This window comes from Desulfoferrobacter suflitae, from assembly GCF_022603395.1.
Classification (GTDB): domain Bacteria; phylum Desulfobacterota; class Syntrophobacteria; order Syntrophobacterales; family Syntrophobacteraceae; genus Desulfoferrobacter; species Desulfoferrobacter suflitae.
The window spans coordinates 107,243-129,701 of record NZ_JAIBKA010000010.1 but is presented as its reverse complement, the minus strand read 5'-3'; the positions used below and the strand labels follow the sequence as shown (position 1 = coordinate 129,701).

General features: G+C 55.3%; 21 protein-coding genes and 2 pseudogenes. 20 read left to right on the top strand and 3 right to left on the bottom strand.

Going from position 1 to position 22,459, the window contains the following annotated elements; translation table 11 throughout:
• Nucleotides 1-12 precede the first annotated feature (12 nt).
• From K1V27_RS17220 to K1V27_RS17210, 3 genes are all read right to left on the bottom strand, one after another.
• Nucleotides 13-246 carry a hypothetical protein gene (locus tag K1V27_RS17220; RefSeq protein ID WP_258931289.1) on the bottom strand — a complete coding sequence of 78 codons (234 nt, stop codon included), beginning with the start codon at nt 244-246 and terminating at the stop codon, nt 13-15.
• Between the two features lie 75 nt (nt 247-321).
• The gene (locus tag K1V27_RS17215; RefSeq protein ID WP_258931288.1) at nt 322-1,182 is read right to left on the bottom strand and encodes a transposase; all 861 of its coding nucleotides are present in this window, start codon (nt 1,180-1,182) and stop codon (nt 322-324) included.
• Nucleotides 1,183-1,213: 31 nt separating this feature from the next.
• Nucleotides 1,214-1,441 carry a hypothetical protein gene (locus tag K1V27_RS17210; RefSeq protein ID WP_258931287.1) on the bottom strand — a complete coding sequence of 76 codons (228 nt, stop codon included), beginning with the start codon at nt 1,439-1,441 and terminating at the stop codon, nt 1,214-1,216.
• A 231-nt stretch (nt 1,442-1,672) separates the two neighbouring features.
• On the opposite strand from K1V27_RS17210, the pseudogene K1V27_RS22940 reads away from it, so the two are divergent.
• The 20 genes and pseudogenes from K1V27_RS22940 to K1V27_RS17120 all read left to right on the top strand — a co-directional run.
• Nucleotides 1,673-3,355: pseudogene (locus tag K1V27_RS22940) on the top strand (ABC transporter substrate binding protein); the annotation flags it as partial.
• 414 nt (nt 3,356-3,769) lie between these two features.
• A pseudogene (locus K1V27_RS22935) lies at nt 3,770-4,810 on the top strand (sigma-54 interaction domain-containing protein); the annotation flags it as partial.
• A gap of 629 nt (nt 4,811-5,439) precedes the next feature.
• Nucleotides 5,440-5,682: an aluminum activated malate transporter family protein gene (locus tag K1V27_RS17200; RefSeq protein WP_258931285.1), complete on the top strand. Its 243-nt coding sequence runs from the start codon at nt 5,440-5,442 to the stop codon at nt 5,680-5,682.
• Between the two features lie 37 nt (nt 5,683-5,719).
• Nucleotides 5,720-6,754: a transporter substrate-binding domain-containing protein gene (locus tag K1V27_RS17195; RefSeq protein WP_258931284.1), complete on the top strand. Its 1,035-nt coding sequence runs from the start codon at nt 5,720-5,722 to the stop codon at nt 6,752-6,754.
• Nucleotides 6,755-6,795: 41 nt separating this feature from the next.
• The gene (locus K1V27_RS17190; RefSeq protein WP_258931283.1) at nt 6,796-7,206 is read left to right on the top strand and encodes an SH3 domain-containing protein; all 411 of its coding nucleotides are present in this window, start codon (nt 6,796-6,798) and stop codon (nt 7,204-7,206) included.
• Nucleotides 7,207-7,222: 16 nt separating this feature from the next.
• Nucleotides 7,223-7,699, top strand: coding sequence for an ecotin (locus K1V27_RS17185; RefSeq protein WP_258931282.1), 477 nt, complete (start codon nt 7,223-7,225; stop codon nt 7,697-7,699).
• 33 nt (nt 7,700-7,732) lie between these two features.
• Entirely contained in the window at nt 7,733-9,070 is a 1,338-nt protein-coding gene (locus K1V27_RS17180; protein WP_258931281.1) for an ArsB/NhaD family transporter, read from the top strand.
• Between the two features lie 254 nt (nt 9,071-9,324).
• Nucleotides 9,325-9,609 (top strand): DUF4410 domain-containing protein, encoded by a 285-nt coding sequence (locus K1V27_RS17175; protein ID WP_258931280.1) that lies wholly within the window; start codon nt 9,325-9,327, stop codon nt 9,607-9,609.
• A gap of 42 nt (nt 9,610-9,651) precedes the next feature.
• Nucleotides 9,652-9,954 carry a putative quinol monooxygenase gene (locus K1V27_RS17170; protein ID WP_258931279.1) on the top strand — a complete coding sequence of 101 codons (303 nt, stop codon included), beginning with the start codon at nt 9,652-9,654 and terminating at the stop codon, nt 9,952-9,954.
• Between the two features lie 215 nt (nt 9,955-10,169).
• Nucleotides 10,170-10,643: a DUF1269 domain-containing protein gene (locus K1V27_RS17165; RefSeq protein ID WP_258931278.1), complete on the top strand. Its 474-nt coding sequence runs from the start codon at nt 10,170-10,172 to the stop codon at nt 10,641-10,643.
• Between the two features lie 192 nt (nt 10,644-10,835).
• Nucleotides 10,836-11,423 (top strand): HdeD family acid-resistance protein, encoded by a 588-nt coding sequence (locus K1V27_RS17160; protein ID WP_258931277.1) that lies wholly within the window; start codon nt 10,836-10,838, stop codon nt 11,421-11,423.
• Nucleotides 11,424-11,549: 126 nt separating this feature from the next.
• On the top strand, nt 11,550-11,735 hold the full coding sequence (locus tag K1V27_RS22930) for a DUF202 domain-containing protein (RefSeq protein ID WP_353740610.1): 186 nt from the start codon (nt 11,550-11,552) through the stop codon (nt 11,733-11,735).
• Nucleotides 11,714-12,907, top strand: a complete 1,194-nt coding sequence (locus tag K1V27_RS17155) for an alpha/beta hydrolase (protein ID WP_258931276.1) — start codon at nt 11,714-11,716, stop codon at nt 12,905-12,907. The genes K1V27_RS22930 and K1V27_RS17155 overlap by 22 nt, the downstream gene beginning before the upstream one ends.
• Nucleotides 12,908-13,149: 242 nt before the next feature.
• A complete protein-coding gene (locus tag K1V27_RS17150) occupies nt 13,150-14,649 on the top strand; it encodes an alpha/beta hydrolase (protein ID WP_258931275.1) in 1,500 nt (499 codons plus the stop codon).
• A gap of 433 nt (nt 14,650-15,082) precedes the next feature.
• A complete protein-coding gene (locus K1V27_RS17145; RefSeq protein ID WP_258931274.1) occupies nt 15,083-15,859 on the top strand; it encodes a ceramidase in 777 nt (258 codons plus the stop codon).
• Between the two features lie 33 nt (nt 15,860-15,892).
• Nucleotides 15,893-16,279 carry a Rap1a/Tai family immunity protein gene (locus K1V27_RS17140; RefSeq protein WP_258931273.1) on the top strand — a complete coding sequence of 129 codons (387 nt, stop codon included), beginning with the start codon at nt 15,893-15,895 and terminating at the stop codon, nt 16,277-16,279.
• A gap of 25 nt (nt 16,280-16,304) precedes the next feature.
• A complete protein-coding gene (locus K1V27_RS17135; protein ID WP_258931272.1) occupies nt 16,305-16,577 on the top strand; it encodes a YMGG-like glycine zipper-containing protein in 273 nt (90 codons plus the stop codon).
• Between the two features lie 67 nt (nt 16,578-16,644).
• On the top strand, nt 16,645-17,829 hold the full coding sequence (locus tag K1V27_RS17130) for an efflux RND transporter periplasmic adaptor subunit (protein WP_258931271.1): 1,185 nt from the start codon (nt 16,645-16,647) through the stop codon (nt 17,827-17,829).
• 4 nt (nt 17,830-17,833) lie between these two features.
• The gene (locus K1V27_RS17125) at nt 17,834-21,013 is read left to right on the top strand and encodes an efflux RND transporter permease subunit (RefSeq protein ID WP_258931270.1); all 3,180 of its coding nucleotides are present in this window, start codon (nt 17,834-17,836) and stop codon (nt 21,011-21,013) included.
• Nucleotides 21,010-22,434: an efflux transporter outer membrane subunit gene (locus K1V27_RS17120; RefSeq protein WP_258931269.1), complete on the top strand. Its 1,425-nt coding sequence runs from the start codon at nt 21,010-21,012 to the stop codon at nt 22,432-22,434. Before K1V27_RS17125 ends, K1V27_RS17120 begins: the two co-directional genes overlap by 4 nt.
• The last annotated feature ends 25 nt before the right edge of the window (nt 22,435-22,459 follow it).

The window sequence follows — 22,459 nt, the reverse complement described above, 5'->3', positions numbered from 1 at the left end:
CTTTGGGTATACTCACATAAATTGGCAGTGCTCAGGATCCGCATCAATCGTTTCACTACCAATGTTGTACCAATAATGTTTTTTATCCGGTTTGCCAAGCCATCCATTGTTTATCCGTTTGCTTTCAGGTTTTCCCTCCTGCTCTTTATTGACAGAGATCAGTTCATCCGGTTTGCGCCTGAGTCTTTGGTCAAAAACGATTGGCTCCAGTTCCAGCCGGCTTTCATCTATGCAAGTCTCAGTCACCCGGCATGGCTCCGGGTCGTCTGCAGTCGTTTTGAGCTTGGCCCGGCTTTGCGTTAGGGGTCAGGTCTTGAAAAATCAGTTTTTTCTTTCAGCGGCCACTATTTTGCTGACCGTCGTATAATGGATGTCGAGACAATCGGCAATTTCTTTCAAGGTATATCCATGGGTGATGTGAGCCTGCATAATCCGGTTGTTTCGACGTTGCCGGTCGCCCCCGGTGATATCGGCAAATAGCTGATCGAGTGGCGGACGTCCGGGATATCGCTGGGCACGAGGAATTTCTCTTATTTTTTCACTGTCTCCTACAAGCTCGCGCATGCACGCAACGAAATTCTCACTACCCAGGAAAACCTGGCCGGTAAGCTTTTTCCATGGAGACACCGGGTTTTTCAAGCCGTCGGCGACGAATTCACGATATCGCTGGCGGGCTGTGGTTCTGTTCCTGGCAAATTGTCCCAGCACCCAGTCGACGGTCAAATATTGCGGCACCTTCCCGGCATGGGCCGTGCTCTTATAGCTGCTCCATTGCCATTGACCGGGTGTGGCTGCCATACCGGCCCGCACCGGATTGAGAACCACATAACGGCACAATTCCAGCAAGTGGCTTCCCTTTTCGACAAGAATCGCCTTGTAACGACCCTGAAAGACGTGGCCGATCCTTTTATGCGAGCGATTGAAGGCCTGCGTGTAGACGCCGTTTAGCTGCCGCATGCCCATCGACAGATTGGGATCGAGCGTCTCGATGATGGCGTGATAATGGTTGTCGAGCAAGCAGAAAGCGTGGCACAGCCAGTTGTATTTCTCAATGGTATCGGCCAAAACATTGAGAAATGTCTGACGGTCGCCGTCCCCAAGGAAGATGTCGGCTCGTGCATTGCCGCGCGAGGTGACATGATACACTGCGCCGGGATATTCGATTCTTAAAGGCCGTGCCATAGCTTATCCATAGCAGTCGAAATATTACATTTCAAGACCTGACCCTGTGTTCCACGATTTGAGCCAGGCGGGATGACCACAACCTGCTTGCCGCCTTGGATAACTGTGCCCGGCAGCAGCCTTCGTCGTCGACTATTTCCAACTTGCCATTTCCTGTTTTCAGGGTTGCCGCATCCCCTGGTTGGAGCCTGGCAAGACGAGCATGGATCTTGTGTTGAGCAGGGTAGCGGGCAGCAAAGCTCAAGTCAATATCCTGCATTCCCAGAAGCTCAAAGCGTTTCCCGGGCTCGAGTCATTCCGACAAAACCCAAAATGGGAATTGCTGGAGAACAAGCGAAGTCATTGCAAAATTACCAGACGTCGGTCATAATCCTACCGGCAACTGCAATCAGCAAGCAGATTCCCATAAAGTTTTTTGGGTACGTTTGCAGATGAGAGATTCACTTCGCCCCGGCAGTCTGCCGCGGTTCTTCAATCACGGCAGTTGGTAATGGTTTGGTGGAGATCGTTTCGCTTGGATTTCCTTGTTGGACTGCAAAGAATCTTGAACGTACGACGAGTCCAAAGAGCCATTCTTTTTCTGTGCTTCGCGTGGCCGGCGATCAGCACGTTGGCTTTTGCCTCAGACGTCCAAAAATCGGTGCCTCCCAGGCGGATTCTGGTGATCTTCTTTATGCATGCAGGTATACCCTGGCAGGATGAGATGGCCGAAAGCCTGCGCACCAAACTTGAGTCAGATTCGCCCTATCCCATCGAGCTGCACATCGAGTATTCGGATCTTGTGAGCTATACTGACGAAGCTTACCGGCAGAAACTGGTCGAACTGTACCGCTACAAATATTGTTATCCTCAAATGGACCTTATCATCGGCGTGGGAGATGAAGCAGCCGATTTTTTGATCGCAAACGGCGAAGTATTGTTCGGAACAATGCCAATGGTCATCGTTTCGGCCAACCCCAAGACATTGCAGCGGGATTCTTTGAAACCAAACATGACGTCTCTTGTTTGGGAGGCTGATGTCCCGAGCAACATACAGCTCATTGAAAAATTGGTTCCCCAAACCCGCCATCTCTATATTATTTCGGGTTCCTCGCGGACCGACCGCGAAGCGGAAAAAGTGGTGCGGAAGGCGTTGCAGCAGTATAGGGGACCTTTTGAAATCAATTATATCGGCAATTGTAGCAAAGAAGACCTGCTTGCAAGGGTTGCCCGGTTGCCGGCAGACTCGGCGCTTTTTTACACCGTCGTCAGCCTTGATGCTACAGGAGCCCCCGTTGTTTCGAAAAGCTTTGTGAGTGCCGTTTCCGCAAAAGCCAACGCTCCCGTGTTCGGCATTCTGGATTCCTACCTCGGGGAGGGAATTGTTGGCGGCCACCTGCTCAGCGCCGAAGAGCAGGGGAGAAGATGCGCTGAAATTGCCGTACGCATTCTGACAGGCGAGTCCCCGGCGGACATCTATCCCGCGCGACTGCTCAATCACGTGATGTATGACTGGCGCCAGCTAAAGCGCTGGGGGATCAGTGAAGATCGTTTGCCTCCCGAAAGCATTGTACGGTTTAAGACCCCGACACCATGGCAACTCTACCGCAAGTACATCATTGCCGGCGTTTTGCTCCTGGTGTTTGGCTATGGCTTTGTTTCGGTTCTGCTGGTGCAGCGAAGGCGGCTTCGGCGGTCCGAATCCGAGCTCGAGAGAGAATTGCGCTTTGAGGAGATGTTATCTGCGTTGTCGGTCCGTTTTGTGAATCTGCCCCCGGATCAGGTAGGTCCCGAAATAAGGCGCAACTTGGAGACGATTGCCAGGCAGCTCGAAGTGGATCGGGTCAGTGTGTTTGAAATTTCTGCAGACACACAAATGCTCATCGCTTTTCATTATTACACGAACTCTGATATCGCTGCCCCACCCTCAAAGGTTGATTGGACCGGGCTCACCTGGGGCAGACAAAAGATCTACAACGGGGAAATGGTGATATTTTCCCACATTGATGAATTGCCCGCTGAGGCCGGGGTCGAGAAGGACTACTTTCGTTCTCAAGGGGTCCAGTCAGCGGTCGTGATCCCCCTTGTGGCGGGTCAGTTGACCCTGGGTGTACTGACCATGGCGATGCTGAGACACCGCAGAGAATGGCGCGACAGCTTAATACGTCGTTTCAAGCTGGTGGCTGCGGTCTTCGCCAATGCCATAGCGCGCAAACGATCCGATGAAGCTCTTATCGAGAGCAAACAATTCAAGCGGTCTGTGCTGGACTCCCTCAAATACCTCCTTGCGGTTGCGGATAGCGAAGGAAACATTCTGGATGTCAATGAAAGCTGGATTCAATTTGCCCGCCAAAATGATGCACACGGTTTGGATCGCATCGGGGTTGGCAGCAACTATTTAGAGGTTTGCCGCCGAAGCGCCGCCGACGGTGCTGAATTGGCACAAACCGTGCTGGACGGAATAAAATCGGTGCTCGATGGGGCCCTCGAGCTATTCGAGCTGGAATACCCCTGCGATTCGCCGGTTGAAAGGCGCTGGTTCTGGATGAGAGTCATTCCCTTCAGCGGGCCCAAGGGCGGAGTGATCATCACCCACATTGATATCTCTGAACGAAAACAGGCGGAAACCGCTCTGCAGCATGCCTACAGGGAGATCGAGCATTTGAAGGATCAACTCGAAGCCGAGCGCAACTACCTGCAGGAGGAAATCAAGCTGGAGCACAATTTTGACAAGTTCATCGGCAGTAGTGCCGCCATCCAATACGTTCTTTTCAAGGTCAAGCAAGTCGCTGCTTTAGATACTTCTGTTCTGATACTTGGGGAAACGGGTACGGGTAAAGAATTGGTTGCCCGGGCCATCCATAGCACGAGTCTGCGTGAGAAACGCCCCCTGGTGAAAGTGAACTGTGCCGCTTTGCCCGCAAACCTCATCGAAAGCGAGCTGTTCGGGCACGAGCGAGGCGCGTTTACGGGTGCCCAGGCGCGTGCGGGTCGGTTTGAAGTGGCCCATGGCAGCACTCTCTTTCTGGATGAGATCGGTGAATTGCCGCTTGAGTTGCAGGCCAAGCTGCTGGGGGTGCTCCAGGATGGGGAGTTCCAGCGGTTGGGCAACTCTCGGACGATCAAAGTCGATGTGCGGATCATTGTCGCCACCAACCGCAACCTGCAGGAGGAAGTGCGAAAGGGCCAGTTTCGGGAAGATCTCTTCTACCGCCTCAACGTTTTTCCAATCACCGTGCCCCCCCTGCGGGAACGGCTTGAAGATATACCCTTGCTCGCCACATTCTTTACTCGCAATGCGTCCAAAAGGCTTGGCAAGTCCATTGAACAAATCCCGGCGAACGTTATGAAGAACCTGCAGGAGTACCATTGGCCTGGAAACGTTAGGGAATTGGAAAATGTGATTGAGCGGGCGGTGATTGCATCGTCTGGTCCCAAGCTGCGGCTGGCGGATGAATTGAAGCCGTCGCCATTGGCATTACCGGCGCTACCCAAAACCATGCAGGAAGTTGAATTCGACCATATTTTGGGTGTGCTTAAGCAGACCAGCTGGAAAGTCAGCGGCAAGGGCGGGGCCGCCGAGATTCTCGGGCTGAAGCGCAACACGCTGCTGGCGCGCATGAAGAAGCTGGGTATCCACAAGCCGTAGGCCTTCATCGTGCCATCGTAATTGACTCATATGGCTCTCCCGACGGGGCGAAATATCATAGATCCTAACCCAGCATGATGACTTATAATCTCGCAAGAATCTTCGACACCTTCCCGCAGTTCACGTTGATGACCAGCGGAGTTCACAAATCTAATCCCCCACAATCCCTCCCTGAATACAAAGCCGATCTTTTTGGATCATTTTCTGCCGAGATATGGGCAATTGGCCATATATGGGCACGTCCGTGTGACTTGCAGCAGTTTCTAACCGCCATAAGTTTCGCCCAAAAAAGCCGCATGCTCGCCTGGCAGGCCGCAAACTGATCCGTTGGCACACATCTTGACATCTGGGTGGTCGTGCTTTCGGGTTATCGCCACTCCCGCAGGTTTGCATATTAAATGGGATTCCTCTCATGACCCCAAAAAGTGTTCCCCCGCGGGTTCACGCAGGCTCCCCAATGCCCAGCGGGTGGACGGGAGCGGCAAACCGACCTTTGACCGGATAATGCGCGGCCCCCGGCTGCTGCAAAAGCACGGGGTCGAGCACGACAAGCCCGTGAGGCAAATGCTGAAACTGCGGACCGACCCTTTGAACGGACCGACGTCATTGCCGACACCTATTGGGACTGGATGATGGACCAGGCCTGTTTGACTTATGCCACGCAATCCCCGGTGACCCGGTTCCTGGCCACGTTCGCCGAATTTCCGCCGCGGATGAAGCCGGCCGGCTTTACCATCGATCAGGTCATGACCAAAGCGGAGCAATCCTGGAGCCATCAGCAAATTTACACTGTGTCGGTAGGGGCGGGATTTGTCATTGATGTCCATGGGAGGGGGATAAACCCCGCCCTAATAGAGCGCATCGGCTCTTAGACAAACAACTACAAAAGAACCTGGAGCGAGGGGTAGCATGAGTCAACTGGGAAAGATCGTTGTTGGCATTTTGGCCACTTGGACGCTCTTGCTTCTATCTGTGCCGGTGCAGGCAGGGGATACAATTACTCGCATCAAAGCCCGCAATAACCTCCGTTGTGGGGTGAGCGACGGCATCCTGGGACTTTCCATGCAGGACCAAAACGGGCGATGGTCGGGCATCGACGTGGATTTCTGCCGGGCTTTGGGTGCTGCGGTTCTGGGCGATTCCGAAAACGTGAGCTTCGTGCCCCTTGCGGCCTCCGCCCGATTTTCAGCGCTCAAAGGAGGCTCAGTGGACGTTCTCGTTCGCAACACCACCTGGACCATGGAACGTGAAGCCGTTCTGGGAGTACTTTTCACCGGCATTCTCTATTACGAGGGACAGGGATTTCTGGTCTCAAAATCAAGCGGAATCCAGGAGCTGTCGCAGTTAAACCGAGCCACAATTTGTGTTGTGAATGGAACCAATCATGCAGGACAGCTGTCACAGATATTCGGTGTCAAGGGCTGGGACTTTCAGCCTGTGCTTGTGGAATCCCCGGCGATGGCGGTAGAGACACTGCGTGAGGGAAGCTGTAAGGCTTACACTTCCGAAAGACCTCAACTGATGGCTGCAATGGGGGGGGCTGCCGGCGGACCCGACCAATACCTTATTTTACCGGTAGAGGTTTCCACGGTGCCCATGGGACCGGTAGTTCTGGGGGGGGACCACGAGTGGTTTACCCTTGTCCGATGGATCCTTTTTACCCTGATAAGGGCTGAGGATGGGGGCTACACTAAGGCCAACGTCCGCGCGCGGCTCGACCATTCGGACGACTATCGGGCAAGGTCCTGGAAAGAGCTGGATGGGCTCATAGCCAAATCCCTGAACATCGAGGCCGGCTGGGGAATCCGCGCGGTGGAAAGCGCCGGAAATTATGGTGAAATCTTTGAGCGCAACCTCGGAGAGCACAGTGTGCTGAAGTTAGAACGAGGCCTCAACAAACTCTGGAAAGACGGCGGTCTCATGTACGCTCCGCCTTTTCGATGAGAATAAGCGAAAATATGACAACTTCCGGAACAAGGCGAGTCATGATGTCAAAAAAGGTGTGGGCAATTTGGGTCGTGTTCGGATTGGTTCTGTTGGATGCCTGCGCTACGGCCACAGCGGACGGTGGACCGGATTATTATGCCGTCACCGGCGTTGCCGCCAAGGGTGTCTTAAACATTCGAGCGGAACCTTCGGCAGAGAGCAGGAAAGTTGGTGAAATTCCATACGACGCCCGCGGTCTTCGAAATCTTGGCTGTACCGGCGGGCCAACCTTTGCCGAATGGCTAAAGATGAGCGAGGCCGAGCGCAAGCGAGCCGGTCGGAACCGTTGGTGCAAGGTACGCTACCGGGGCATTGTGGGCTGGGTTGCCGGCCGCTATCTGATGGAAGACAGCAATCCACCCTCGACGCCGGAAGATTCGGCCCGACCGGCCGCAGGAGCCAAATCGTGACGGAAAAGGAGAGTCCGTGAAAAGACTGGTACTGATTGCGTTTCTTTCGTTTTTCTCGGGAGTCCTGGTCGGCCAGGCGGCGGACAACCTGGTAGCTTTCCCACCAGCTGAGAAGGGTATGGCTCGACATGTTCTTCAGCTGCCAGAGCTGGATGATGAATCTCTATGCCGGGTGGAATTGATGGTCGGTAAAACCGTTTTGCTTGACGCAAAGAACATCTACTTTTTCGGCGGTACGATTGAGGAAAAAACCATCGAGGGTTGGGGATTCACAAAATACATTGTCAAGGAGCTCGGTCCGATGGGGGGGACCCTCATGGCGGTCGATCCAAACGAACCGAAGGTGTCCCGGTTTGTCACGCTTGGCGGAGAGCCTTACCTCATCCGCTACAACAGCCGTTTGCCCGTCGTTGTTTACGTACCTGAAGGCGTTGAAGTACGCTATCGGATATGGCGGGCCGAACCTAACATAAAACCGATAGAAAAGGGATAAGCAGCCCAATGATTCCCTCAGGTGAGGTCTCCCATGACTGACGTACAAGTTGCTGTTACCCTTATCGTTTTTGCCGGGGTGATTCTTTCCATCGCCTTCAATGTCCTGGACATGGCTTTGGCTGCCCTCATGGGAGTCAGCACAATGCTTTTGTTCGGCGTGTTCACTCGCCAGGAGTTTCTCAATGCAGCGCAGACTGCCGGAGGATCCATCTCTCTTCTTTTTGGGGGCATGGTGGTTGCCCGAACTTTAGTGCCTACGGGAATTTTCGATCAACTTGGTACGCATTTTCTGCGGGCGACCGGGGGGAGCGGCAAGCGCTTCCTGTTGGGCATCATTGTTCTAACGGCCCCTGTATGCGCCTTTCTCCCCAATGCAACGGCCGTGATCCTGCTGGCCCCTATCATCATCCGTGTGGCCAAAGTTCTGGACATTGATTACGTAGCGCCCGTTGTTCTTACGGCTATTGTCAGCAATTCCGCAGGATTGCTGACCTTGGTGGGAGACCCTGCAACCTTCCTGGTTGGCAGTTCTATCGGCATGAGCTTCGGTTTTTACCTCGGAAAGGTGAGTCTGGGCGGGCTGCTCGCCGTTCTCACGGTGGCTCCGGTCCTCCCGTGGCTCATGAAGGACATTTGGCAGACGCAACGATCCCTGCCTTCAGATCTTCCGCTGCCGCGCCTGGATCGCCCCAGCTTTTGCATATTGGCTCTGCTCGTGCTGGTGGTGATGATTTTGCTTTTTCTTTTCGGGGAAATGTTGCCGAACCCGCTGGTTCCTCCTACTGTGGCCATTATTGGCGCTTCTTTGGCGCTTCTTGTCGTTTATGGGGTGAAAGTCGAACCGATAGATAAGGTGCTTAAGGACGTCGACTGGAAGACCCTGCTTTTCCTCATGTGCATGTTTCTTATGGTGGAGGCCTTTACCAGGACCGGCATTCTGCAGAGCATTTCTCACAGTATGTATGGATGGTTTGGAACACAATTGCTCACGGTGGCCGTGGTCATGCTCGTGGGCGTAGCCGTGGCGTCCAGTTTATTGGCCAACATCCCCGTGGTTGCGGCGATGATTCTGGTGGTGAAAGGGTATCTGGTGGCAGCCGAATTCGTGCCGGAGCTGGCTCTGGGGGCGGCTTTCACTGCCTGGCCCGCTTTCACTTTGCCTGTATTTGTGGCCATGATGTTCGGTGGAACGTTGGGCGGCAATGCCACCCTGATCGGTGCTTCCGCCAATGTGGTGAGCGCCGGGATCTGCGCCAGCTACGGCAGACCTCTGAGTTTTGCTACTTTCGCTCGCTATGGAGTTCCCTTGACTGCAGTGCAACTGACCTTCGCGGTGATTTATGTCCTTATTTTGGCGCGGTTGCTATGAAGCATAATGTGCTCTCAACCATCGCTCTTCCTGTACCCGTTTTGCCCATATATGGGCAGCTGTCCACATATGGGCATAGAGAAGTGACATCTTCCGACTGCTTATTGTCACAAAAAGTGTATCGAAAACAATACCTTAGCCTTACAAATCGCAAACGAATTTTGCTGGCACGGATCTTGACAATGGCTTAGTTGTGCCTTCGGGCCTTGTGGCATCTCCCCCGCAAATTTCACAGACGGGTCAAATAGTTTGCCGTGGCGCCCGAGGAATCTCCGCCCTCTGAGGAGATCAAACGTGGACGGGCCATTGCCAAGTCCTTCTGCGAGGCGGTGGTGAGAAAACTTGAAGCGGTCGGCATTGCCGCGCGGCGCGCCAAGGATTCGACTCCGGTCCCGCTTCACGCGTTGGTCGTGAAGGGTCAGCTCATTACCATCCAGGAGGGAAGCCGGGCGCAGCGCATCGCAGAGGTAGAAGGTGAAAGGGCTGGAGCTGGCGAAAATGCCCTTTTCTCGGGTTTTGGAAGTAATCGGTCGGCGTGAGGTCTTACGGAAACATGTCTCCCAGGTCACAGAAAGGTGCTTATGGTCATTGCCATCATAAATATGAGAGCCCTTCCTGAAAAGTGCTTGGAGCTCCAACAAACGCTGCTCGCACTCATTAAGCCCACGCGCAATGAAAAGGGGTGTTTGGGCCATCACGTCTTCCGCGATATCGAACACGAAAACTACTTCACTCTGTTACTTCAGTGGGTGAATCGGGAAGCTTTGGATAAACATCTATGCTCAGAACGATTTGCCGTGTTGATGGGGGCCAGGAGCCTGTTGATTCGTCCTCCGGAAATCATTGTCAACACGGTTTCCGAGTCATCGGCATTGGTCTGTTAATGGAGACGCTGCATGCACTTCTATACCCGCAGTCACTGATGAGTTTCGTTTCGTTCCACCCTCTCTTGCTTCGGCATTACGGCACTGCCCGCAACCACCGTGATGCAGGATGGGTGGAGCGTCGCGGAACCCGTCAACAAGGCCTGCAAACAATGAAACATCTAATGCTTAACCGGTATGATAGGAAAGGAGTATGACTCATGAGTAATCTAGTCGTGATCGAGTTCGACGATCAGGTAGCGGCTTTTCAAATGCGTGCCGAGCTTGCCAAGATGGAGAAAGAGTATTTGCTCGAAATGGACGACATCGTGGTGGTCACCAAGAATGAAAAAGGCAAGGTCAAGTTGCACCAGGCCTATAACTTAACCACGGCGGGAGCGGCGAGTGGTTCAGTCTGGGGACTGCTGATCGGCATGATCTTCCTCAACCCACTTTTAGGCGTCGCCGTAGGGGCTGGCGCCGGTGCGCTATCGGGCAAATTGCACGACATCGGGATCAATGACAAATTCATGAAGGAATTGGCGGCAGACCTCACAAATGGGACGTCGGCCCTTTTTATTCTCGTTCGCCATGCGACCGGCGAAAAAGTTTTCGAAAGACTGAAGCAAAAGGGTTTCAAAGGAAAAGTTCTTCAAACTTCGCTAAACGTTGACACGGAAGACGAGCTTCGCAAAGTCCTTGAAAGTTAATTGATTCACACCACGGAGAGCAAGCAGGAACATGAAGAGACCCCGTGGGGATCGATAAATTCCTCCTGTTGCTGTGGCTGTTTGAGCTGCCGCCAGCCATCGGCTATCTGGTGAGGGTTCCTGCGCGGGCGCGGCGCTCTGTTCTTGCCATTCGGTCTCGAGCAAACGCCGGATGACATTATGGGAGGCTACATGAACGATACAATATCCCTAAAATCCGCTTCTCGAGTAATGCGTGAGGCCATGCGGCAGACGATCAAACGTTATTCAATCTGGTACGTCGTGCAGGGCGGCTTGATGATGCTGGCCGGCGCGTTTGCATTCGCGTACCCCATTCTGCCGTCTTCCGCGGTTCCGCATCTCCTCGGTTGGCTGCTCATCGCCAGCGGTATTGTCCAGGGCGCAAGTTTGATTGGAGCCCGGGATGTGCCCCATTTCTGGGTGCAACTGCTGTCAGTCCTTATTTCTGTGATCATTGGGCTGATGTTTTTGCGCGTTCCCGGAGATCGGCTCTTTGTTCTGACAATGCTTCTCATTGTCTACTTCATTACGGAGGGCATCTCCAAACTAATCCTGTCCCTGACTATCCGGCCCTTGCCCAATTGGCAATGGGTTCTTGTCAGCGGCTTGATCGCAATTGTGGCGGCCATTCTCACCTGGAGTAAGCTTCCGGTTACGGCGATCTGGGTTTTGTGTCCTCTGTTCGGCATCGTGCTGCTCAGCGAAGGTGCCGCCATCGGTTACCTTGCCTGGCAGGTTCGAAATGTCTCAAGTTCGTGAGCTCTCAGGATGCGCCGGGATTCTTAAGAAGGCGAAGTGAAATAATTGACCCAGGATTTGCAAAAGGTCGAGACGACCGCTGAGTTCGCCCGGGAGCGCACTGAACCGGCCCGCAAGCGCACCGCCATGGCTGCCGACCGAACCCCTTGGGCGGATGACCGTACTCTAATCGGGTGGATCCGCACTTCACTATCCCTGATTGGCTTTGGCTTCGGCATCAATGCAGGCATGAGTTTTATCGACCGGATCGCGTTCAGATCTCGTGGGGAGCACCATAAGGGGAGGGCGTCGTGGTGCGTTTCAAACGTCTGATATGGATTAGCACGTCGCTGATCGTGCTCCTTCTCACAGGGCTGGCGCTGTTCTTCTACCGGCCCACGCGGGTGGCTTTGGAACGGGCCGAATCTTTTCAGTTCCGACGAATGCTGGTGACGAGGCTCGGCGAGCAAGATGCATATCGCTTCTTTTATGTCACCAATCGTCGCTTGGAATGCCAGGACGGACCGCTGGAGGAATGCTTCGGCAACCAGCGGGCGGAGATGCTCAAGTTCGGTTATTTTGACACCATGATTGAACCCACTTTAGGCATCGGTATGATCATCAATCCGACCGATTGGTTCCAGAATAGGGAAATACAGCTCAAACAAGTGCAGCCGCTCGACCGGAATGAATTCATTGCGAAGATCCGGCAACAGGTTAAAGCCTCCCCATTACGCTCGCTTCTCGTCAATGTGAACGGATTCCGTGAGCGCTTTTCCTCCGCCTTGCGCAAGACTGCTTTTCTGAGTCACGTCCTGGACATCGACTCCCCGGTACTGGTTTTCGACTGGCCGGGCGATCAGGGATCGACGCCGCAGGGTTATCGGCGCGCACAGAGAATTGCCAGTGAGTCCGGAGCTGAACTTGCCTCGGTCCTGTCCCTGATCATTCACCAGGTTGAGCCGGCCAGGTTGTGGCTGGTTGCCAACAGCATGGGCGGTCAGGTGGTCGTTCATGCTTTTCACATTCTTTATCGCGCTGCCGACTTGGCCGATGCGGGAACCGAGATCGAAAAAGTGGTGCTGACGGCGCCCGATGTCGACAAAGACGAGTTCAACAGTCAGTTTAAACGAGAGATCGCCGCCCTGGCCAGGAACCTCACCGTGTATGTGTCCTCCAATGATCGCGCATTGTTGATCAGCCGCATTCTAAACCGCGGCAGACGTTTGGGCGAAAGCACGCTGAATCCACAGAATCCGGACCAGTTGGAAGCGGCCGCTAGAATTTTCGAATTGGTTGAACCGGATAAGGAATTGGTCACCCTGGTGGACGTGACGCCGGTGAATCGGACCCGCAATTTTCACAATTTCAGCCTCGAAACACCGCAGTTTTTCGACGATTTGTATCTGCGGCTGGTCAATGTCGTTATGCCAAGCAGTCGACCGGAGTATCGCATAACAACACCATCGGGCGCGGTATATTGGGTATTGACCCGGGGACGGTGATGCAGTGGCCGGGTTATTGGTCGGCCTTAACCGTCTAGTCCTCCTTGCGGCAGAATTTTGTAAAATGTTTCGGAGTGTGCGTGCAACCCTTCAGAGGTCAGGGTGCGCGAAGCACTCCCTGACAAATCGTCATGTCAGGGAGCTCCTTTCACTCGCACCCTGACCTGCTCAAAAAACGAGTTACTTAACGGTCTTGTGACCTCACTGATCATGATTCTTCGGTAAGGGAGGAGAGTTCCCGCATGATTGGACGGATTAGTCGGTGCCTCATCTGGGGTCTGTTCGGCTGTATCGGAGTCGCAATGACCTGGTATTTTGTCGGACGCGGCGGTCCTTCTCTTGAACCCTGGCACACCGAAGCACTGTCGGCGGAATTTACGGCAAAAGAAGTGGATGCCGTACGAACCTTTGACGACTACAGGCAATTGGAGGGCAAACTGTTCGCCCAACTGGAAGAGCAAGTCTACCTCCGAGTTGGAACCGGGCCCGCCTATGCGCTCGTTCGCTACAGCTCCGGCAGTGCCGCTGACCCGCAACTCTACGCTCCCAACTGGAACCGCAGCTTCGAGCTGGCAACCGATTCACCCGTCGGCGGTGCCCTGTTGTTGCACGGCATGTCGGATTCTCCATACACCTTTCGGGCCTTGGGTGTGGCCCTCAACCAGCGTAAATATTGGGTCGTCGGGCTGCGCCTGCCCGGTCACGGAACTGCTCCATCGGGGCTGTTGAACATTACCTGGGAGGACATGGCGGCTGCCGTGCAACTGGGAATGGAGCACCTCGCATCCAAGGTGGGACATCAACCGATCCATGTCCTTGGCTATTCGACCGGGGCTCCGTTAGCTCTAAATTTCACCCTCGATGCGTTGGAAGGAAAAGCCTCGCCGTTGCCTGCCGGCCTGGTGCTGATTTCTCCGGCCGTCGGACTCCATCCGGCGGCCAAACTGGCAGGCGTCCTCAACCGGCTGTCCGCTGTACCCGGACTGGCTCGTCTTGCCTGGCTGTCGATAGAGCCTGAATTCGATCCTTTCAAATACAATTCCTTTGCGACCAATGCCGGCATGCAGGTTTCTCGCTTGACCCGTGATGTGGCGAGGCGCATCGCTGTTCGAGGACGGTCCGGTCCCATAAGAGGCTTCCCACCGACGTTGGTCTTTAAATCTGCTGTCGATGCAACGGTTTCGGCAGATGCCGTGGTTGACAATTTGCTCAAACACTTGGGGGCTGACGGCCATGAGCTGGTTTTATTCGACATCAATCGGTTCGCGGCCAAGTCCACTTTGCTGATCGACGATCCGAGCCCTTTGTCCGATCGGCTGATGACCGACGCGACCTTGCCGTTCACTGTCACATTGGTCACCAACGAAAGCCCGCAGAGCCGCAGTGTGATCGCCCGCCGCAAGGCTCCCTTTGCAAGGGCCGCTGCAGAGATCACACACCTCGATCTGTCATGGCCGACCGAGGTGATCTCCCTATCCCATGTCGCACTGCCATTTCCGCCGGATGACCCTCTCTACGGGCAGCATTTTCCGAAAGATGACAAGGTCCTGTTTCTCGGACAAATGGCGATCCGCGGCGAGCGCGGTTTGCTGAGAATTTCCTCTGAGTGGTTGCTGCGTTTGAGGTTCAATCCTTTCTACGATTTCCTTGAAAGCCGCACCCTGGAATGGGTGGATAACGCCGGTGGGCGCCAAGCCGTTTCCAATGTTGGCAGGGGCAGCCAGTGCGGAGATTATCCATGATCAACCCCAAAAACTATATCAAGAGCAAGGTTTTGCTATTCCTTTTCCTGCTGACCTTCGTCCTCAGCTGCACAGGGATGAATTCGAAGCAAGAGAGTACGTCGAGCGGCACTGCAGCAGGCGGCGAAGCCGTTGTCGGTACATTTGAAACACGGATTTCCTGTTCCGGCACATCAGCAGGAGCCCGCACGAATCGCATGACGCGATGCTTTGCATCCGGATCAATTGTGCGGGCCCGCCTGCTGACCGACACATCTGAAACCGGAGCGTCATGCCGGAATGCCAACGCCTGGGGTTATCGGAACAACTGGATCTGGGTAACCGGAAACTGCTCAGGACTTTTTCTTGTCACCATCAGTCGAAAGTAAGCTGATTTTCCATTCACCTAAACGGCTCTTGGACATCTTAAAGGCAATTGATGAGGGGCGCGGCGATGGACAGGCATCCTTTTTCCGATAAGAGACTCATAGCGCTGGCAGGCATCGCCGCGGTATTCACTGCGGCATTAGCTCTGCATGGTCGCGTTCCCCAATCTCAAGCCTATTATCAATTCGCGGCTCAATGCCCTTTTTTCGGTATTCCCAATTTTTTCGACGTCATCTCCAATTTGCCGTTTCTTTTAGTCGGCATCTATGGCCTGCTCCTTTTCCGCAACAGCACACCTCCCGGCAGCCTCGATTCTCTGCGCTTCGCCTACCTTACTTTTTTTGTCGGGGCTTCTCTTGTGGCATTAGGCTCGGGTTATTTTCATCTCAACCCAAACGATTCCACGCTCGTTTGGGACAGGTTGCCCATGACGATCTCCTTTATGAGCTTCGTAACCATCATCGTCGGTGAGTATATCAGTGAACCTGCTGCCAGAAAACTTCTCGTCCCCCTTCTGCTTCTTGGGATCTTTTCTGTCGTATGGTGGAGGCTTACGGACAACAATGACGGTGGTGATCTGCGCATTTATATACTCGTCCAGTTCCTGCCAATGCTTCTCATTCCCTTAATTGTTTGGCTTTATCCCCCCAAATTTGTGCCAAGCTTTTACGTCTGGGGATTGTTGGGCATGTATGGGTATGCCAAGCTCCTTGAGCTACTCGATAAACCCATTTTCCAAATGTTGAAAGTCATCAGCGGCCATACTCTTAAACACATTGCGGCCGCTCTGGGCGTGCTGATTTTTGCCATTGGGTTGGTCAGGAGGCGGCGTGGGGCTGCCTGACTGGTGATCAATAGACCAAAAAGGAGGAGTGTTATGAAGCGAAATTTGATTTGTATGATGTTCGTGGTGGTTCTGCTGATACCCGCTTTGGCGCCGGCAGCAACGGAACAGCAAGATTTCATTGTCGACTCGACGGACGATATTGTCGATCTCTGCACTACCGCCCCGGATGATCCTCTCTACACCGCGGCCATTCATTTCTGCCAGGGCTATTTGGTCGGCGCTTATGCTTACCACAATGCACTGGCTTCCGGGCCCGAAGGCGTCCGCCTGGTATGTTGTCCCGATCCTGCCCCGTCGCGCAACGAGGCAATCGGGATGTATGTGGAATGGGCCAAAGCCCATCCGGAACATATGAAGGAAGCACCGGTAGAAACACTATTCATGTTTTTAACGGAACACTGGCCCTGCAAAGAATAACCATCAGGAATAAGAGGAGTATACCATGAGGAAGATCGTGATCATAGCTGTTTTGACTGTTACCCTGGCGCTGGTGGGTTGTGCGGGCATGTCGGAAACTCAGCAACGCACGCTCAGTGGAGGTGCCATGGGTGCCGCCGGTGGAGCTGCTATTGGAGCTCTTGCCGGCAATGCTGGTCTGGGGGCCGCCATTGGTGGCGCGGCCGGCGCAACCGGCGGGTTCCTGTACGGCAAACATGTAGAGAGCAATCAAAGGGCATTCAATCAAGGCTTTCAGGCTGGTCGACAAAGTCAATAGGGCGGTGGACTTCAGCTGATAAGCGGAGGCGAGGTCCAGGCGTACCTCCGGTCGCGAAAGGTTATCCATGACTAAGACCCGATATTTCACTGGCCGGCAGAGCCTGTCACCTCTCAGCCATATCGGCCTGATCGTTTTGTTGCTTTTTATCAGCGCTTGTGGCTCCAAGGAGCAGACGGGAATAGTGCAGGATCGCCCACCTCCAGAGGTTGCGGTCGCAACGGTGATTTCACAGACCGTCCCCATTGTCGGGGATTACGTGGCCCGCACCGAAGCCCGCCAGACGGTGGAGATACGAGCCCGGGTGGGGGGATTCCTGGAAAAGGTGCTGTTCCAGGAAGGCAGCCAGGTGAAGGCGGGGCAGCTATTGTTTGTTATCGATCAAAGGCCTTACAAAACGGCTCTGCAGGAGGCTGAAGCCGCTTTGGCACAGGCCCGGGCAGCTTTGAGGCAAGCCCGGAAGGATGTGGCGCGGCTGCGGCCCCTGGTCGCTGAAGATGCTGCCCCTCAGGTTGACCTGGACAATGCCGAATCAGCGGTTGAGCTGGCCGCCGCTACCATCGATCGGACTAAGGCGGGCGTTGACCGGGCCGAGTTGGATTTGAAATTCACTGAAATACGCTCTCCCATCACGGGCATCATTGGCAAGGAAGAAATAGCGGTGGGGAACTTGGTTTCACGAGACCAGACCATTCTCACGACGATCTCTTCCTGGGACCCCATGAGAGTGGTCTTTAGCATCAGTGAAGCCGACTACCTGGACCGAGCCCATCTTTTCGAGCAAGGAAAGCCGTTCCCGGCGGAACAGAGCGCCGCCCCCTTTGAATTGGTCTTGGCCGACAATTCCGTCTATCCACTTCGTGGCGAGATCAGTTTTGTGGACCGCGCTCTGAACCTTACCACCGGTACTTTGAACATGTATGCGAGCTTCCCCAACCCGGATCGGCTGCTGCGGCCCGGTCTTTTCGGTCGTATCCGGGTCGTTTTGGAGGAGCGACCGGACACCCTGCTGGTGCCGCAGCGGGCAGTGCAGATCATGCAGGGAGTGCAGAGCGTTCTCGTGGTGGGCAGCGACAACAAGGTGGCTCTGCGCACCGTCACGCTGGGAGGCCGTTACCAGGACTACTTCATTGTCAACGAGGGGCTCGAGTCCGGTGAGCGGGTGGTGGTGGAAGGTTTGCAGCGGGCCATCGCCGGGGGAAAAGTTGCGCCCGTGCTGAAGCCTGTAGGCCGGGAAAACAAAGGGAGCTAGGGCAGTGTCCAGATATTTCATTCATCGGCCCATCTTTGCTATCGTTATCGGCCTGGTGATTTTCATTGCCGGTTTGGTGGCCATTTTCAGCCTGCCCATCGCACAATACCCTCCCATCAGCCCTCCCACCATCACCGTAGAAACGTTTTACACGGGGGCGAGCGCCCGGGTGGTGGAAGAAAACGTGGCGATCCCCATCGAACAGGAGGTGAACGGGGCGGAGAACATGCTCTACATGTCCTCCAACAGCACCAGCGACGGGCGCTATTTCCTGACCTGCACTTTTGCCGTCGGAACCGACATTGATATCGCCCAGGTGGACGTACAGAATCGGGTCAGCCGGGCTGACCGGGCCTTGCCGCCCGAGGTGACGGGTTTCGGCATCACCGTGCAAAAAGCCTCGCCGGACATGCTCCTCGTTCTGTCTTTATTCTCTCCCGACAACACCTTCGACGATCTGTTTCTCAGCAACTACGCGTCGCTGAATCTATATGATGGCATCAGCCGCATCTATGGAGTCGGCAACATCGCCATCGTTGGCGAGCGGGAGTATTCCATGCGGCTGTGGGTCCGGCCCGACAAGCTCGCCAGGCTGGGGCTCACGGCCAGAGATGTGGCCCAGGCAGTGCGCGACCAAAACATTCAGGCCCCGGCCGGCCAGGTCGGTCAACCGCCCGCCTCGCCCGGGTTGAACTTCCAGTACTCGGTGGACGTTCAAGGACGTCTGACCGATGAGGAAGAATTTGACAATATCATCGTCCGCACCCAGCCCGACGGCTCGATCCTGCGTTTGCGGGATTTGGCGCGAAGCGAGCTGGGCGCCCGCAGATACACCTCCTTTTCCCGACGGGCAGGCCTACCGGCCACCACCATGGTGATCTATCAACTTCCGGGGGCCAACGCCCTGGACGTGGCCAACCGCGTCCGGACCTTCATGGAAGAGGCGAAAGGAAGCTTCCCCTCGGGTTTGGAATATGAAGTCTCCTACGACAACACCTTGTTTGTGCGGGCTGCACTCAAGGAAGTGGTGTTTACCATCTTCAAGGCCCTGGGTCTGGTCATGCTGGTTGTTCTGGTCTTCCTGGGAAACTTCCGCGCCACGCTGATTCCCTGTTTGGTTGTGCCGGTGCCCATGGTGGGCACCTTTGCGGCCTTTGCGGCGCTGGGATTGTCTATCAACACCCTCTCGCTATTTGGACTGGTCCTGGCCATCGGCTCCGTAGTGGACGACGCCATCGTCGTGGTCGAGGCGGTAAAGGCCCACATGGCTCAGGGTTTGAGCCCGCTCGAGGCCACTGAAAAATCCATGGACGAAGTCACCCGACCGATTATCGGCGTGGCCTGCGCACTCCTCTCGGTTTATCTTCCGATCCTTTTTCTGGGCGGCATTACCGGTCAGCTTTACCGGCAGTTCGCCATCACCCTGTGCTGCGCCGCCTTCCTCTCCATCCTGGTGACTCTGACCCTTACGCCGGCGCTGTGCGTTAAAATCCTCCGTCCCAAAAGAGATTCCAAGGGACTTTTGGCAGCCTTTAATCGCAAATTCAATAAATTGTTTGATCTCACCACCTCCGGCTATCTCAATGGCGTGAAGTTCCTTATGCGCCGTCTGGTGGTGGCCTTGATCCTTCTCTTGGCAGTGTACTTTGGGGCCGGCGGACTGCTGCAAACCCTACCCGGAGGTTTGGTGCCCGAGGAAGACCAGGGAGTCATCTTTGCCACTTTCAACCTGCCGCCGGGGGCTTCCCTGGAGAGGTCGGGTGTCATATTGACGCGGGCTGAGCAATTTGCCGCAGAAGTCAACGGCATCCAGACCGTCCTTGGCTGGGGCGGCTTCAATCTCATGACCAACACCTTCAGCTCGGATGCCGCCACTCTGGTCATGACCCTGAAGCCCTGGGATGAACGCACGTCCGACGATATGAAAATTTCGGCCATCATGCAGCAGCTGCGCCGGGAATTTGCCGGATATTCAGAGGTTCGCGCATTCGTTTACTCGTTACCCTCCATCCCCGGTATGGGCAATGTGAGCGGTTTCCAGTACCAACTGCAGGACCGTTCGGCGCGCACTCCGGAGGAGCTCTTCCAGGTGGCCCAGAGTCTGGTGGCCGCATCCACCAGGGAACCCGCCATTGCCGCACTGTTCAACACCTTTCAGGTCAATGTGCCGCAGTTGAAGTTGGATATCGATCGCGACAAGGTCCAGACTTTGGGCATCCCCTTGAGAAATGTTTTTGACGGCCTGCAGCTTTACCTGGGCGGTTACACGATCAACGACTTCAATAAGTTTGGCCGGGTCTACCGGGTTATGCTTCAGGCGGAGCCGCAATTCCGTGAAAACCCGGAGGACATCGGCAACATTTATGTGCGCAACACGGCCGGCGGCATGGTCCCCCTCAGCACCCTGGCGAAAGTCAACACTCAGAGCGGCCCAACCCACATCAATCGGTACAATATGTTTCGCTCCGCCGAACTTTCAGGCCAATACGCCCCGGGCTACAGTTCCGGACAGGCCATCACCGCCATGGAGCGCCTGTCCAAGGATCTGCCCCGTGGCTTTGGCTACGAGTGGACCGGGCTGGCCTATCAAGAAAAGCTGGCGGGCGGTCAGGCAGGCTATATCTTCGCTTTTTCCCTGCTGTTCGTGTTCCTGACCCTGGCGGCCTTGTACGAGAGCTGGGCAATACCAATTGGGGTGCTGATGGGCCTTCCCATCACCGTCTTCGGCGCACTGTCCGGGATTTGGTTCAGAGGTCTGGCCAACGACGTCTACGTGCAGGTCGGCATTGTCATGCTCATCGGCCTGAACGCCAAGCTCTCCATCATGATCGTGGAATTTGCCAAGAACAAGCGTGACATGGAGGACTATTCCACCTTTGATGCAGCGGCGGAAGGTGCACGGCTGCGCTTCCGGGCCGTTTTGATGACCGCCCTGGCCGAAGTCTTCGGATTGATGCCCCTGGTTCTCTCCTCCGGGGCCGGTGCCGCAGCCCGCTGGTCGGTGGGCACGGCCGTCGTCACCGGTATGGCCACGGCCACGGTCCTGAGCCTGTTCTTCATTCCGGTGCTCTACTACATGGTCCAGACTCTCGTGGATAAACGGCGCAAATCTCAAACTGCAGCCGTCGCGGTCAAAACCGAAATATCCAACCCGCCCGGCTGGGGAGAAGGGGGACGGTCATGAGACGCCTGGTTTTGCTCCTGATCACCGTTTTGCTCCTGAGCGGCTGCATGGCACCGAAATACCAACGCGACCCTGGAGTGGTTCCCCAGGATTATCGCTTTCAGTCTGCCCAGGGCCAAGCGCAGCCTGACCTCAACAGTCTGGCGGACCTCTCCTGGTGGCAAATATTTGACGACCCGGTACTGCAGAATCTGATTCGCACCGCCCTTGTGCAAAACTACGATGTCCGGCTGGCAGTCGCCCGAGTGGCCGAATCCCGAGCCCAGGTGGGCGTCAGCCGCTCCTCGTGGCTCCCCGATTTCAGCGGCACGGCCCTCTATCGCCGGGAAAAAGTGAGCCGGACCGGCTCTAATCCGCCGATCCCGCCGGAGGTCAGCGTTACTGAGAGCCTGGCCCAATTCAACTTTGATCTCTTCTGGGAAATCGACATCTTCGGGCGTCTGCGCAATCTGACCCAAGCCGCCCAGGCAGATTTTTACGCCTCCGAATGGGGGCAGCGGGCCGTCTGGGCAGCGGTGGTCGCTGACGTGGCCCGTGCCTACTTTGAACTGCGCACTCTGGATCGCCAGTTGGAGATTGCCCGCAGCACGCTCGAGTCCTTCGAGACATCTCGACACCTCGTAAAGTTACGCAAGCGGCAGGGCCTGGTTTCCGGGGAGGACGTCGCTCAGGCGGACGTCCTCATCCATACCGCCGGTGTCAAAATTCCTGATCTGGAGCGCCAGATAGCCCAAAAAGAAAATCAAATCTGCATTCTTTTGGGAGACAACCCGCAACCCATTCAACGGGGCAAGTCCTTGAGCGAGCTGGCGGTGCGCCCCACTGTCCCCGCCGGGCTCCCCTCCGTCCTGCTGGAGCGGCGACCCGACATCCGTCAGTCTGAAGAAACGCTCATCGCCGCCAATTATCGCATCGGCTCCGCCCGGGCGAATTTTTTCCCGCGGATTTTTCTTACCGGCCTGGCGGGCACGCGAAGTGTCGATCTGGGGAAACTGTTCACGGGGCCGTCCAGCATCTGGAATATTGGACCCACCATGACCGTTCCTATTTTCACCAGTGGCTTCAACTACTTTACCCTCAAGAGCACCCAGGCCCAGCAGGAGCAGGCGCTGGTCCTTTACCAATTGACCGTGCGCCAGGCGTTCCGCGAGGTATCCGACGGGCTGGTGGCCCACAGCAAATTGGAGGAAGTACGCAACGAACAGGAAGCGCTGGTTGCGAGTTACGAACTGTACTCCAAACTGGCACGGAAGCGCTTCAAAGGCGGGCTTGAGACTTTTCTGACCGTGCTGGATTCAGACCGTCAGCTGTTTTCAGCTGAGCTGGATCTGGCTTCGGTGCACCTGGCTCAGCTCTTGACCGTGGTGCAGCTCTACAAGGCATTAGGGGGCGGGTGGGAGCCGATCACAATGCATCCTTAGTGCAGGACTTGGCGGTTTAACGTCT